Origin of the sequence: Candidatus Lernaella stagnicola (genome assembly GCA_030765525.1) — a bacterium.
GTDB lineage: Bacteria > Lernaellota > Lernaellaia > Lernaellales > Lernaellaceae > Lernaella > Lernaella stagnicola.
Genome location: JAVCCK010000034.1, coordinates 25,357 through 38,966, shown reverse-complemented (window position 1 = coordinate 38,966; position 13,610 = coordinate 25,357). Strand labels below are relative to the sequence as shown.

The window sequence follows — 13,610 nt, the reverse complement described above, 5'->3', positions numbered from 1 at the left end:
GTGTCCGGCGATCTTTCCCGCCCGACCGGCGCCCTCATTCTGGTCGCCATCATCGCTTTCGCCCTGTCGATGAACCTATGGTTCATCCACGTCGACCAGCGGCCCTGCAACATCAACGAACTCTCCCACATCATGGGCGCGATCGACTTCGTCAACCTCGCGCCGGTTCGCCCCAGCCTCTACGGGGCCTATCTGGAGGCGTTCAACGGCTATCCGCCGATCGGCCTGGTAACTTCGGCGTTCTATGTCCTTTTCGGCCGCACGCACAATGTCGCCGCCGCCAGCCAACTCCCCTTCACGATGTTGCTGCTGTGGGCCCTGTACGCCCTAGGCGCGCGCCTCGTGGACCGCAAGACGGGCCTGATCGCCGCGGCGTTGGCGGCCCTCTCTCCGGCGACGGTGGAGTTGTCTCGACAATATCTGCTCGAAATGCCGCTGACGGCTTTGACGACGCTCGCTGTGTTTCTGATGGTCATCTCCGAGGGATTCACCCATAAACGCTGGAGCGTGCTGGCCGGGTTGGCCGTGGGCCTCGCGGCGTTATCCAAGCAGACTTTTTTCCTGTTTCTGGCCGGACCGGTCGTTTTCCTGCTGCCGGCTTGGATCCGCGCCATCCGTGAGGACACGCCCCCCGCCGCACCGCCCGCCCCGCGCCGCCGCGTCGTGTTGGAAACGCTTGGCCTGGTTGCGGCGTCTCTGCTGGTGTCGTGGCTGCTTTACGGTCGGCATCGTTCCACCATTGAGAACTGGTTCGCGTCGTATCCGCAGTATCAGCTTCCCTACGGCTGGATATTCTTTCTGGTTACCGCCGCGCTGCTGTTCGGCATCGGTTGGCTGGCGTGGCACCGCTCGACGCCGTGGCGCAATGGACTACTGGCGGCGTTGCTGGCCGTGTTCGTCGCGTCGCTGTGGTATTTCCCAAAAGGGGTTTTGAATTTCGTCACCTACCTGGGCCAGATGCAGCTCAACGTGGAGAAATCCGGGATGTCCCCCGGAACCCTGCTGCGCTTTTACCGCGGACACGCAACCACCTATTACCTCGGCCTAAGCACGTGGCTGGCGATGGCCGGGGCGACATTTATGGTGGCGCTGTTTCTGGCGACCAAACGGTGGCTGTCGCGTTGGTTCTACCTTCGCGAGTTGGTGCCGCCGCGCGCCTCGCTTTTGCTGATGGCTCTGTGGTGGGGCGTGCCGTTCGCCGCCTTCTTTTTCATCAGCATTCAAAACGAAATGAACACCGTGCCGCTGGTGCCCCCCTTGGTGCTGGCCGCCGCGACGGTAGTCACACGGGTCCGCCTGCCGCTGGCCGCCAAAACCCGGAAGGCCATCGCCGCGGGCCGTCTGCAACTGACGCCGCGTTTTTTGCGGATCGCCACGGGCGTCGTGCAGGTTCTGCTGGTCACATTCTTGATCGCCGGCGGTGTGTTGATGTCCTTCCCCTGGTCCGGTGAGAGCGGCCAATTCCGCACCCTCCCCGGTTGGTTGAATCAAGAGAAGATCATCGCCGATTGGTTCCCGCGCAAGATCGATCCGACCGCCTACCTGGTGCCGCGCACCGAGTTGTGGCACGAAACGGAAATCGCCGAGGCGCTTTTTGATTCGCTTCCGGATGTGCCCGACGGGCAGCCGGCGCCGCGCGTGCTGGCCATGGACGTCGAATTTTACTTCTCGTGGAATACCTTCTGGTACATGGCCAAGCTGATGAATAAACGGGTGGATATCCGCACGCCGTGGTACGCCGATGCCGACATCCTGGACGAAAACTCGCCGGATTACGTGCAATCCTACGATCGGATCCTCTATCGCACCTCCGATGAGCCGATCTATCAGGAAGAAAAAATCCGCAACGACTACCGTAAGTACCGCAATTTCCTCAACGGTTACCAGTACCTGCAGCAACGTCCCGCCGAGTTCGCCGCGCGTTTCCCGGTCGTAGCTTCTTTTCCGCTGCCCGACGGCACGACCGCCGTGGTTTTGCGACGCGACTGGACGGCCCCTTCGGATAATTATTCACCCGAATAAAAATACCGTTGAAATTCGGTCGCTTTTGGCGTATGTTCTGCCTGTTCTATTGGATTTCATTGGGGTTCCGGAATTTTGGACATTTTGTTTTGGCATTTCGATCACGCCGGAGGTAGTGCGGTGTCGGCTGAATTGTTATTCAATGTGGGGGAAATGTTTGTTCTCATATCAGTGTTGATGGCCATGCGTTTCGCTTCGAAAACGCACGCGACCGACACCGAAAAAAAGGCTTACGTTTCGTAACGGTGCTTTTCTAAAACTCGCAGTCACCCCGACTCGTCTTTTCCACTAAAAATCTATAACTATATAAAATAACCGCTCTTCATGCCTCATCCCCGCTCTGGCACCTTCCTTGTAATACTTCTTTGCGTCGTTTCACTAGCGAGAGGAGGCGAACGAAACGCCATGGAGGAAATCGCGATCAATCTTCTGGTCGCGACCGTCCTGTACGTCATGTACTTGGTTACGCGGCCGCGCCGGCCTAAGGCACCACACTACCACGTGCGGTGATGTGGTCGGCCTCGCAAGCCGGTAGCCAGGTGGACAAGGGACGGGTGTGCGCGAAAGCCAGACGTGCGGCCGAGGGCCGAGGCGGATTGTTCGTCCGCAGGGGGGAGACGAGCGCCTCGCATCCGACCGGTCGAACGTAGGCGAAAGGAGGATTGGAAACTCACATGGAAGAAATTGCGTGGAATCTCGGTGTCGCATCAGCGCTTTGGATCACCTTACTGGTTTTTCGACATCGACGGCGTAAGAGTTAGCATAAGCGTTCGGCGGAGCGGTAAACACATCTTGGTCAGGCGGACGTCTCCGCCGAACGCACCAGATCTTACGAATCGTAAATACGCCTTTCGATTCTACCCGCAGCAGCTTCGACGTCGATCACGATATTTCACCGTAAACCGTTGTTTTTGAAACGTATTTTTTGACAAAAAACTTTGGCACCGGACTTGTAATGAACCCATACGAACGTACACGGGAGGCAACGATGGGCGAATTGATAGTCAACATGGGAATGGTCACGGTGTTGCTTTTCACGTTGAGCCTTTGCAAACGAGTTTGGGAACACGGAGGTTCGTGATGGGAGAAATTGCCGTAAATCTCGGTATGGTTACTGTGCTTTTGACAACCCTGGCCATTTTCAACTGGCTTTGGCGTTAGGATCCGCTCGGCGCCCGGTCTCGACCGACCCGCCGGGCGATTTTTTTAACCACGCAAAATCCCTTGGACGAACCGGCTGTAACCGGTTTACCCAACCAGCGCCGGGTCCGGCAAACCGGCCGCCGCAAAGCCCTTGGCCCTGAGCAAACAACTGTCGCAACGGCCGCAAGGCCGCCCCTGGGCATCGGGGTCGTAGCAACTGTGCGTGTTGGCTAGGTTGACCTCGAGTTCCACGGCGCGACGTACGATTTCCCCTTTGGTCATGTCGATCAGCGGCGCGTGAATCGCAAAGCGCCCCCGCCCCTCGACCGCGGCCTGCGTCGCCAGGTTGGCCGTCGTTTCAAAAGCGGCCAGAAACTCCGGACGGCAATCCGGGTATCCGCTGTAATCCAACGCATTGATCCCGATGAGGATATCGAAAGCGCCGACGGTCTCGGCATACCCCAGCGCCACCGAGAGGAAGATCGTGTTGCGGGCCGGTACGTACGTGACCGGAATGCCCGTGGCGATTTCATCGGCCGAGCGCTCTTTGGGCACGTCGATATCGTCGGTGAGGGCCGAGCCGCCCATCCAGCGCAGGTCGAGCGGCACGATCTTGTGCGCCGCCACTCCGGCCGCGCGGCAGACGGCTTGGGCGCGCTCCACTTCCACGACGTGGCGCTGGCCGTAGGTGAAGGTCAGCGCGTGGACCGCAAAGCCCCACTGTTGGGCGATAGCCAGCACGGTGGCCGAATCCAGCCCGCCGCTGACCAACACGACCGCCGTGTTTCGGTCGCTCATTTTCGTCACTTCCTTTGGGTCTTTTCCGCACTATGACGGCGCCGCCGATGGTTGGCAAACCCAGTGGTTTCAGCTCCGGTTGGCGGCTCGCTTGAGATCGTCCAGGAGGCGCGAGGGCACCATCAGGTCGCCGCGGCCGAAACCGAGGCGGACATCGGGTTTGACGGCCCCGTGGAAATCGCTGCCGCCAGTCATCAGCAGGCCGCGACGCTCGGCGATGTCGTGCAGGTACAACACCTGGGTCGGGTTGTGGAAAGTGTAGAAGACTTCGAGCCCCGCCAGCCCCAAATCGATGAGTTCGGAGACTGCGTCGTCGATTTCCAGCGGTTTCCAGCCGGTCATCACCGGGTGGGCGAACACGGGCAGGCCGCCGGCGCCGCGAATCAAACCCATAACCGTAGGCGCATCGAAACGCACCTTGGGCAGGTAGGCTTTGCCGTGATTTCCCAGATACTCGCGAAACGCTTCGTCCGGCGTGGCGACCACGCCTTTTTTCAACAGCGCCTTGGCGAAATGGGGCCGCCCGACGACGCTACCGCCCGCTTCGGCTTCCACCTCGGCGAGGGTCAGGTCGATGCCCAATTCGTGGAAGCGGTCGATCATTCGGTCGTTGCGGGTCTCACGCTGTCGTCGCGCCCAGTCGAGCTTGCCGGCCAGCATCTCGTTTTCCGGATCGATGTAATAGCCCAGCACGTGGATTGTTCGGTCGCGGAAATCCGTGGACAACTCGACGCCCGGCACGACCTCGAGATCCAGTTCCAACCCGGCGGCCAGACCCGGCGCCACGCCGTCGATCGTATCGTGGTCGGTTATCGCCACGGCGTCCAAACCGGCGTCTTTGGCGCGCTGCACCAGTTCGCGCGGGGTATCCGAGCCATCCGAAGCCGTCGTGTGGGCATGCAGATCGATGCGGCCGGTCACAGGCGTCATGGGACTAGAAATCCACCTTCATCGGCCCCTTCAACGCAAAGGCCACGATGAGGGTTTCGATCAAGTAGATGAGGATCCAGTGCCACCACCCGTCGCGACGGGGGTAGAGAATCTCGACCGATTGTATCGCGCCGGTCAGCGCCGTTTCGCCGGGGAACTCGAAGCTGTCGCCGAAGCCGCCGCGGTGGCGCTTGCGCGTGATCGGGAAGAGCTGTTTCAACTTATCGGGCTCGGTGACGATGACCGATTTTTGCGCTTGGTGCTCGCCGATAGCGATCGTCAGCGTGTGTTCCCCAGGCGTTTGCCCGTTGATGCGCCAATGAACTTCGGGCGACGGCGGTTCTTTTTCCAGCCGCGAGTCGCGGAGCCAACCGCCGATCAAGGGCCATTGTTCCCAATCGCTTTTCGGGTGCTGTGGGAAGGGAATCCGGACGCCGTCGGTAGTCGTTTTGACGCCGGCGTCGGCAGTCAGGTTGGCGTGCAGATCAAAGAGGTTGACCGTCGGGTCGACGACCGCCACGACTTCCACTTCGGCGGCGTCGTGCTTGCCGGTTTCGTCGATGACGATCGGCGAGAAGCTGTAGAGGTTGTCAACCTGCACGAGCATCGGCAGGATGGGGATCATCATCAAAACCAAGGGCACCATCTGCCGGGCGAGGTACACGAAGATCCACCCGAAAGTGCGGGCGATGGAGCCCAGCAGCACGCCCAGGCTATCGCCGAACAACACCATGGCGAGGAAATTAGCCTTGATGAGGTCTTTCGCGCGGGTGATGCCTTTTTGGTTGGAAAAGTACTTCCAGACCACCAGCGCGAGCACGGCGGTAACCAGCGAAAAAATCGCCAGCGCCACTTGCGGCCAAGCCGCGAACATGCGGGCAAACGCGGCAAATACGGCCCACATGCCATTAAAAACGGTCAACATAAACAGGCCTATCCTTTAGCTGATGTATCCGAGCCCTTGCAATTTCTTCTTGATTTCCTCTTCGCTGTCGCCCTCATCGATAGCGACGAGTTCTTTCTCCAGCACGTGGCTGACGAACTCCTCCACCGACGAGTAGCCCGCGATTTCCGCGAACTTCTTGACCCGGACAAAGAGGTCTTTCTCGAGTTTCACTTTCGGACCGAACATCGTTTCTCCTCACCTAACAAAGGGCGGCCGGAGCCGCCGAAAACCGATTCACTTACCGGTAAATACGTTTCTACCCTTCATTTGCGGCGGCCGCGGAATATCGAAGTATTCCAAAATCGTCACCGGCAGATCGAGCAACGACGGATCGCCCAGCTTGATCGGCTGGCTGGTGTACAAAACGCCCGGCACTTCTTCGGTGGCCATGCAGTGGTCGCCGCCCCAGGCGTCGGTGTTCTTGCGCAGGTAATCGCCTTCGGGGAAGGAGCCGAGGGCGGTTTCCCAACTAGCGCGATACCCTCGCGCAAAGCCGACGATCAAATCCGGCGCCCGTTTGGCGTACTCACCGTGATACACCTCGGACGTTTTATAGACGTGACTGACCACCTGCTTGCCGTTTTCCGGATCGGTGATCGTCAACAGCTTCTCGACGATTTCATCCAGAATGCGGTCGGCGTCGGCCGGCCCGACGATGCCGTTTTTCTCGCGCCCCATCTGGTTGAGGTAGATGCCGTTGATGCCCAGCGTGTAGGCCTTCGTGCCGTACCAGTTCACGTTCGCCAGGAACTCCGCCGCGCGATCGTCCGTATCCCGCAGCGTGATGTAGCCCTGATCGAGCAGCCACGAGGAAACATGGAACGACTTGCGGTACGGCGCGAAACCGTGATCGCTCATCACGAGCAAGGCAGTCTTTTCGTCGATCAGCTTCATCGCGTCGCCGAGTGTCTTGTCGAGTTTCTCATACGTGTCGCGCACCACGTTGACGTAATCGCCGTCGCGTACGGGATCGAAGGCCGGATGATCCGGTTCCATCGTTCGCCAGAACATATGTGTGAGCAGGTCGGACGCCGAGAAATAGAAGAACAAGAACCCGTCTTTGAACCGCGAGAGCTCGTAACGGTACATTGCCGACTTTTCCTCGAACACCTTTTCGGCCTGCTGCAAAAACTCCGCGTTGGTGAAAATACCGGAGGAAAGCGCCTTGGTGTCCTCGGCGATCCCCTGCGTGTAGTACGGCTTGCCGTCCATCGCTTCTTCGGAGAGTTCCTTGGCGTAATCCCCAGGCGTGCTGATGGGCATCACCGGGTCGCTCGGATCGATGTTGATCGGCGAGACGTAGAGCGCGAAGCTCGGCGTGACCGATTTGAGCAGAAAACGCACGTTGCCGCCCACCTTCACCACACCGGGCACCAAAGTGAAATCGACGTGTTTCCACTCGCTCCACTCGCCCACTTTAAGCGTGAAACGCTCGGCGTTGAGTTCAATCACCGCCGCGCCCGCGTCGGTATCCACGTAGGTTCGAAACGGTACTTCGGCGTCGGGCGTCGACTGCCCCTTCTCGGTTTGCACGTAAGTGTTTTTCGGGCCGACGATCGCCGCCTCGACGATGCCGTCCACCACGTCCACCGGGAACACCTTGCCGCCGGTGATCTCTTTGTCAGGATTCTCGGGCGGGGGGTCGTCGGTGAAATACGAGAAGCTGCCGTAGCCGCCGAGCAAATCCGGCGTACCCATGCCCGAAAGCGACCGAAACGGCCCTTCGACGGGTGGGAAATTGCTGGGTATCGCGACCACAGTCGCGGGCACGTTGTTATCGGCCAGGTATTCCCAAAACGCCTTGCCCTTGCGCAGCAGCTTCATGTCGCCGCCGTCGCGCGGGAATTTGTAATTGCCGATTTTCCAAAATTGGCTCGGCGACTCCGCCTTGCTCGTGGAAAGAAACGGCAGGTAGGTTTTGGGGTCGCGATGAATGAAGTCGAAAATGCCGTGCCCGCCGGGGTCCACGCCGGTGATGAAGTTCGACCATGCCACCGGGCTTTGCGGCGGAATCGACGTGATCAACTCCGAAAACGACCCGGCATTGCGAAGCTTCATCAGGTTCGGCAGCCGCCCCTCTTCCATCCAGCGGCGAGCCAATCTCGGGTCGAAGCCGTCGAAGGCGATCACCAGCAGTCGGCGTCCGTCCTTGGTGGACATGCCCGAATGAATGGTTTCGCTATCGGTGCCGCAACCCACGGCGAGCGCGGCTGTCGCGCCGGCCATGCCCTTTACGAAAATGCGTCGATTCATGCCTTTTTTTCTTAAAATGTGGTCGCGGCTCATGACGCCGTCTCCTTTTCTTTTTTCACGAGTGACACGCCGTCCATGTAGGCCGGACTATCCACGCCGAGCATCTGCAAAATCGTCGGCGCCAGGTCCATGATGGACGGGTCGGATTTGTTGATGGGGAAGTTGGTGAACAGGGAGCCGGGCACGCAACGCGGGTCCATGCAGTGGTCGCCGGACCATGCTTTGGTGTTGTCTTCCAACACGCGCTCGTCCACTACGCCGGTCGTGCCGTCCCAACTGGCGCGGTAGCCGACGTTGTAGCCGATAATCAAATCGGGTGCGTTGGCCTTGTACGGCCCGGTGTAAAGATCCTCGGCGTCCCACACGTCGTTGATCGCCGTTTCACCGCGCTTTTCGTCGTACATCCCGCGCAGTTTCTCGATGATCTCCCGCTTGAGCGCCGCGGCGTCCTCCGGCGCGACGATCCCCTGCCCCTCGCGCCCGGCGATGTTCAGGTACATGCCGCCCAGCCCCACTTGATAGGCGCGCGTGCGGGACCAATCGACATCCGACAACCATTTGCCGGTGCCGGGTTTGGCACCCTCTTTTAGGTACAGATAGCCGTTCAAGTACAGCCAAGAATTCAAGTTGATGCCGCGTATGAAAGGCTTGAAGCCGTGATCGCTCATCACGATCAGCGCGTCGCCCTTCTTGAGTTTCTTCAAGGTGCGGGCGAGCAAGTCGTCGCTCCACTTGTAGAGCCGGAGAATCGCATCCTTGTGTTCGGGCGAATCGTCTTCGCGCAGCGCCGGGTGGTCGTCGACCAGGTAGCGATAGAACATGTGCTGAATGCGGTCGGTGTCGTCGAATACGCAGACGACGCAGCCCTGCTTGGTTTTCTTGAGCGCGTCGAAAAACATCTTTTCGCGCTCTTGGTGAATGAGATCGGTTTCGGTCAGGAATTGGCCGTCGGTCAGCAAGCGTTCGTTGAGCACCCAAGTGTCTTCGGCCAGGCCGAGGTTGGCGTAGGGGCCGATCAACTTGGCCATATACACGCCGTATTGCGGCGGATGACTGATGGGAAACACCGGCTTGGACGGGTCGAGGTTGATGGGGGTGACGTACAGGCTGACCTGATCGCCCGCCTCGGTGAGCATGAAGCGCGCGATACCGCTGACCTTCAGTTTCAGCGAAGCCTTGAACTGCAGCGACACCCAGTCGGAAAACTCGCCGATCTTCAGCGGCATATCTTCGTTGGGCAGCGAGAGAATGTGGCCCTTGCCGTTGTTGGACACCTTCACCGAAAAGGGAATTGTCAGTTCCGGCGCCTCTTCCAGCAGGCCGTCGGGCGGACCGGTCAGTTCGCCGTGGAAGACCGCGCTTTTCTGCTCGTCGCGCCGCAGCGACAGGATCACGCCGCCCTCGCTGGCCTGTTGGTCGCCGACTTCCCGGTCGTCGGCCGATCGCGTTGTGAAAAAGCTGAAGGTGCCCTGGCTGCCGCGCAAGTCCGGTACACACATGCCCGAGATCAGCACGCCGTTGAATTTCTCCGGCGGGAAAGTGATCGGCACGCGAATGATGTTGGAGAAAATCCGATGCTCGCCGAGCACGGTCCAAAAAGGTTTGCTTTTGCGCAACAGACGCAGTTCCGGTTTGCCCAGCGGTATTTTGTATTTGCCCAATTGAATCGACCGCTGCGACTCGCCGATGTAGGCCGAGGACAGCATCGGCAGGTAGGTGCGCGGGTCGCGGGCGAGGAAATCGTAGATGTTGTGCCGGCCCGGGTTGGCGCCGGTCATGAAACTCGACCACGCCACGGGGCTCACAGCGGGGAACGTCGTACCGAGCCGGAAGAATCCGCCCTGCCCCAAATCGCCGGCGGCGAGTTTGGAGAACGCGGGCAGGTGGCCCTCGGCCATCCACTTTTCGACCAGGTCGGGATCCAGGCCGTCCAAACCCAACACCACAACCCGCTTCACCAGCGCCCGCTTGCGCGCTTTACGTTGACGCAAACGTACGATCAAAAAGCGAATCGGCCAGATCGCCAGCATCGCCACAGCCACGAAAAAAGTGGCCACCATGAAGAAAATGCCGGTGCCGAAGGCAATGCCCGCCCCAGGTCCGACATACGCGAAGGCGGGCACTGCGGGTAGCAGAACCGCCGAAATCACAAATAAAAGCGCAAACTTACGCATGAATTGTATCCTACCGTCCATTCTGGCGACACATCACGGCCGCGATAAAAAGTAGGGCGCCTACCGCCACTAGGCAAGCCGCCCCTCGCTTATTGCGAATTCTTACTACTTGAGGTGGTCCAAAATCAACCCCGCGACCTGCGTGATGATGGGGACCTCGTCCACCGGTTTCGTCGTCCATAAGAAGGCGTCGTTTTGGTTGTGCATGCCGGTCAAACCGAAATGACCGAACACTTCCCGGCGATCCGGCGAGCCCTTGAAATCGAAACCGTCGATCGAAACGGCAACCAAATCCGGCCCCTGAGCGGCAAACGGCCCGTGATACGCTTCTTCCTGGTGGAAAAAGCGCCTCACCAGTTTCCGGCCTTCGAATTCCAGTTCGCCCAACGCGGCTTTCACATCCTCGACGACTTTCGCCTTGTCGGCGGGATCTACCCCACCCTTGGGAAAGCGGTCACTGGTATGCACGTAAATGCGGTTGGGATCCATCAGGAAAACCTTGGATTCACTGGATATCTCACCCAGTTCGGTCGGCTCTTCGGTGTCGAATTTCATCAGGCCTTTTTCCAGCAGAAAGCGCGTCAGGGCAACTTCCTTTTCCAGCGCGCAGAACCCGTGGTCGCTGAGCATGAAAAATCCGGACAGCGAGTCGTCTTTGGTCGCCTTGACGTAGCGCTCGGCCATTTCGCCGGCGAAGGCGTCGACGGCGCGGTAGTAGCCGATCGCGCGCTCGTGGTGCCGGTGGTTTTCGTCGGTGAGCGCGTGCCACAGATAGTGGTGGAGGCGGTCGGTGCCGGTCACGACCAGTTCGAAGTAGTCCCACTCTTCGTTATCCCAGAGCAAATCCACGGCCTTGCGGCGTCCTTCGAGGGTACGATCGAGTTCCTGGAAGGCGAAGTTGTGGTTTTTCCGGGCGATGTTGGTGTCGATATCGATGTCGTAGTCGAGGCGTTTGAGTTTGCCGATGTACTTGGCCGGAAACACCGCCTTGTGCATTTCGATGGCCACGAAGCCGGAGACCAGCACGCCGTTGATCCGCTTGGCCGGATAAGTGCCGGGCTGGTTGAGCACGATGCTGCGCTTGCCCTGCTTTTCCAGTTGGTCCCAAATCGTCGGCGCCTTGATGTGCGTGAAATTCGGGAAATACATATCGTAGGAATTTTCCAGCAATTCCGTGAAGCCGAAGACGCCGTGCGTACCGGGATCGACGCCGGTCATGAAACTGGGCCAACTTACCGAGGAAATTTCCGGCACCGTCACTTCCATGCGCCGCAGGTTCCCTTGGTCGAAAATTCGCTTCATGTTCGGTAAAATGCCCTGCGCCAGAAACTGTTGCAGCAACGTGTGCGGTACGCCATCCAAGCCGAGCACCACGGCTTTTTTCTTTTTACGGGAAAACAGACTCATGACTCGCCTCGTTGTCTAAGGTTCTTAAGGTCGAGACCATAACGCCGGGCGGGTGTCCTCGCAAGTCACCGGGTGGTCGGCCGGAAAAATCGGAAAGACGAAAATTCTCACGAACGAAAGCGATTCCTAGTCGGTAAAAGTATGCCGATTTTGCCTTTCGTCTTTGGCGTGCGTGGTCGTGAACGTATATCCGGACTGCGTGCATACGCTGAAAACGAACGTGACGCCTGGGTCATCGGCGAGGTGCTTGTCCACGGTAAGCAGTTCCTCGAGTTCACAGCTATAGCAGGCGTCGTGATCTTCGCCGCCTTGCCTTTGAAAATAGACCTCCTCCGCCAATTTCGCGCAACGACCGCTGCTCTGGGCTGACGCGTTGTAGGCTCGCTTTTTCGGGGAAAAGAAAAGCGACGCGACCAGGAGATACGCAATCAAGGCGCAAATGCAGCCGCTGACGACCACTCCGATGGTAGCCGGAGTCAGGCCTTTGAACCTTGTCGAATCGCGCTTGATCTTCCGCAGCGTGGTAATCCCGATCGCCAGAATGATGATCGGCAAACCGAAGAAAATGCAGCCAATCAACTTATCTGCGGATTCCTTGGCTTCCGGACCCAACGCCGCGTCGAAAACGATAATGAGTTTTACGGTTCCCAGCAGAAGTAAGGGGTACGCGAGGGCGAGAATCCAGGCAACGTGTACGCAAGGATGTGTCACGGGTTCGGGCGGCTCGGAGTGGTCCGCATCGAGCGGGGCGCCGCAATGGGGGCAGACGCCGGTATCTTCCGAATGGATCGCCGCGCCACATTTCGCGCAACATGGGTGTGCCATGAGAGAGCACCTTTCGGCTGCAAACAATTCCGCGACGAGGTCAATGTATCACAGAGGATCCGGTCTCAACAGCTTACGGCCTGCGCAGTCCTTTTCGGACCAACGGCGCGACGAGTTCGGCGAGGCGGTCGGCGCCCTTCTGATTAAAATGAACTGTGTCGATGAAATTTTCCGGCTCGCGTATCCCCTCCGGGATGTAAAAATACACCGCTTGGCTATCCATCGCGGCGTCGAACATCAGCCGGTCATAAGCGCGGTTGACCAAGCCGCGCCCCACTTCCACTTCCGGAATGAGAATCACTCGCGCCCCGGCCGATTCGGCGGCGTCGACAATTTTTTGCAGGACGACGGCGGAATCCAAGCGGTCGGCTTCGCTCGGCTCAAAACGCGCTCGGCGTGCGCCCACCACGGCGTCGCGCAGGTGGATGTACAAACGCGAACGGTGCAGGCGATCGATAACCGCGATGGCCGCGCGGTTCGTCGTCCCGTAGCGAAGCGCCATTTCGGCCTCGTCCGGCGTGCCCTCAAACCCTTCCAACAATCCCGTGGCGTATCGCCAGTAGGCGATGGTATCGGCGCCGAACTGCTCGTTGCCGCCGTAATAGAAAACGAGGAAATCCGGTTGAGTGCGTAGCAAGACCTGCCGCAGGTAGATGCTCAATTGAAACGAGTTGTAGCCGCCCCACCCGGCGTTGCCGACTTGAAACCCCGTCCCGAGACGCGCTTCCAGGCGGGCCGGATAAGCCTGCTCGGCGCTCAATCCCGCGCCATAGGTACTGGAAGATCCGAGACAAAGAACCCGCCGCTCGCCCGGCGGCTTGGCGATCGGCCAGCTTTCTCCACGAAGGGCGATTGACGTCGCCTCGTCGAAGATGCGGAATAGGTTGGTGTGCTCGCGTAAGTTCCAAGTACGAAGCTTGTCGGGCAAATCCCCGTTGTCGATGCGGCCGGCGGGGTCGAAATGGTCCAACGCCGCTTCGATTGTGAACCACACGAGAAGGGCGACAGTCAGGACAAGAGCCATCCAAACCGCTTTCGGGATTCCGGCGTGAGACCGCGTTTTCATCGCCGGGAAGCTTAACCCGGTGGCGGCCAACTTGAACAGCCCGCGG

At 59.3% G+C, this 13,610-nt stretch carries 10 protein-coding genes; 1 reads left to right on the top strand and 9 read right to left on the bottom strand.

The genetic code is table 11. From position 1 onward, the window contains the following. A complete protein-coding gene (locus P9L99_14985; GenBank protein ID MDP8224664.1) occupies window positions 1-2,022 on the top strand; it encodes a glycosyltransferase family 39 protein in 2,022 nt (673 codons plus the stop codon). 1,248 nt (window positions 2,023-3,270) lie between these two features. Here P9L99_14985 and queC read toward each other — a convergent pair. The 9 genes from queC to P9L99_14940 all read right to left on the bottom strand — a co-directional run bounded on the left by queC (window position 3,271) and on the right by P9L99_14940 (window position 13,522). Beyond that, window positions 3,271-3,963 carry a 7-cyano-7-deazaguanine synthase QueC gene (gene queC, locus P9L99_14980; protein ID MDP8224663.1) on the bottom strand — a complete coding sequence of 231 codons (693 nt, stop codon included), beginning with the start codon at window positions 3,961-3,963 and terminating at the stop codon, window positions 3,271-3,273. A 69-nt stretch (window positions 3,964-4,032) separates the two neighbouring features. After that, complete coding sequence (locus P9L99_14975; protein ID MDP8224662.1) at window positions 4,033-4,893, bottom strand: PHP domain-containing protein; 861 nt, start codon at window positions 4,891-4,893, stop codon at window positions 4,033-4,035. A gap of 4 nt (window positions 4,894-4,897) precedes the next feature. Further along, the gene (locus P9L99_14970) at window positions 4,898-5,818 is read right to left on the bottom strand and encodes a hypothetical protein (GenBank protein ID MDP8224661.1); all 921 of its coding nucleotides are present in this window, start codon (window positions 5,816-5,818) and stop codon (window positions 4,898-4,900) included. Window positions 5,819-5,833: 15 nt separating this feature from the next. Then, window positions 5,834-6,025 (bottom strand): hypothetical protein, encoded by a 192-nt coding sequence (locus P9L99_14965; GenBank protein ID MDP8224660.1) that lies wholly within the window; start codon window positions 6,023-6,025, stop codon window positions 5,834-5,836. 48 nt (window positions 6,026-6,073) lie between these two features. Further along, window positions 6,074-8,092, bottom strand: coding sequence for an alkaline phosphatase family protein (locus P9L99_14960; GenBank protein ID MDP8224659.1), 2,019 nt, complete (start codon window positions 8,090-8,092; stop codon window positions 6,074-6,076). 29 nt (window positions 8,093-8,121) lie between these two features. Continuing rightward, a complete protein-coding gene (locus P9L99_14955) occupies window positions 8,122-10,266 on the bottom strand; it encodes an alkaline phosphatase family protein (GenBank protein ID MDP8224658.1) in 2,145 nt (714 codons plus the stop codon). A 105-nt stretch (window positions 10,267-10,371) separates the two neighbouring features. Then, complete coding sequence (locus P9L99_14950; protein ID MDP8224657.1) at window positions 10,372-11,673, bottom strand: alkaline phosphatase family protein; 1,302 nt, start codon at window positions 11,671-11,673, stop codon at window positions 10,372-10,374. A 126-nt stretch (window positions 11,674-11,799) separates the two neighbouring features. After that, the gene (locus tag P9L99_14945) at window positions 11,800-12,498 is read right to left on the bottom strand and encodes a hypothetical protein (GenBank protein ID MDP8224656.1); all 699 of its coding nucleotides are present in this window, start codon (window positions 12,496-12,498) and stop codon (window positions 11,800-11,802) included. A gap of 73 nt (window positions 12,499-12,571) precedes the next feature. Continuing rightward, window positions 12,572-13,522, bottom strand: coding sequence for a GDSL-type esterase/lipase family protein (locus P9L99_14940; GenBank protein ID MDP8224655.1), 951 nt, complete (start codon window positions 13,520-13,522; stop codon window positions 12,572-12,574). Window positions 13,523-13,610 lie beyond the last annotated feature (88 nt).

Coding starts and splice junctions, on each gene's coding strand:
- queC (MDP8224663.1), bottom strand. CDS start 3,963: ATGAGCGACCGAAACACGGCGGTCGTGTTGGTCAGCGGCGGGCTGGAT.
- P9L99_14975 (MDP8224662.1), bottom strand. CDS start 4,893: ATGACGCCTGTGACCGGCCGCATCGATCTGCATGCCCACACGACGGCT.
- P9L99_14970 (MDP8224661.1), bottom strand. CDS start 5,818: ATGTTGACCGTTTTTAATGGCATGTGGGCCGTATTTGCCGCGTTTGCC.
- P9L99_14965 (MDP8224660.1), bottom strand. CDS start 6,025: ATGTTCGGTCCGAAAGTGAAACTCGAGAAAGACCTCTTTGTCCGGGTC.
- P9L99_14960 (MDP8224659.1), bottom strand. CDS start 8,092: ATGAATCGACGCATTTTCGTAAAGGGCATGGCCGGCGCGACAGCCGCG.
- P9L99_14955 (MDP8224658.1), bottom strand. CDS start 10,266: ATGCGTAAGTTTGCGCTTTTATTTGTGATTTCGGCGGTTCTGCTACCC.
- P9L99_14950 (MDP8224657.1), bottom strand. CDS start 11,673: ATGAGTCTGTTTTCCCGTAAAAAGAAAAAAGCCGTGGTGCTCGGCTTG.
- P9L99_14945 (MDP8224656.1), bottom strand. CDS start 12,498: ATGGCACACCCATGTTGCGCGAAATGTGGCGCGGCGATCCATTCGGAA.
- P9L99_14940 (MDP8224655.1), bottom strand. CDS start 13,522: ATGGCTCTTGTCCTGACTGTCGCCCTTCTCGTGTGGTTCACAATCGAA.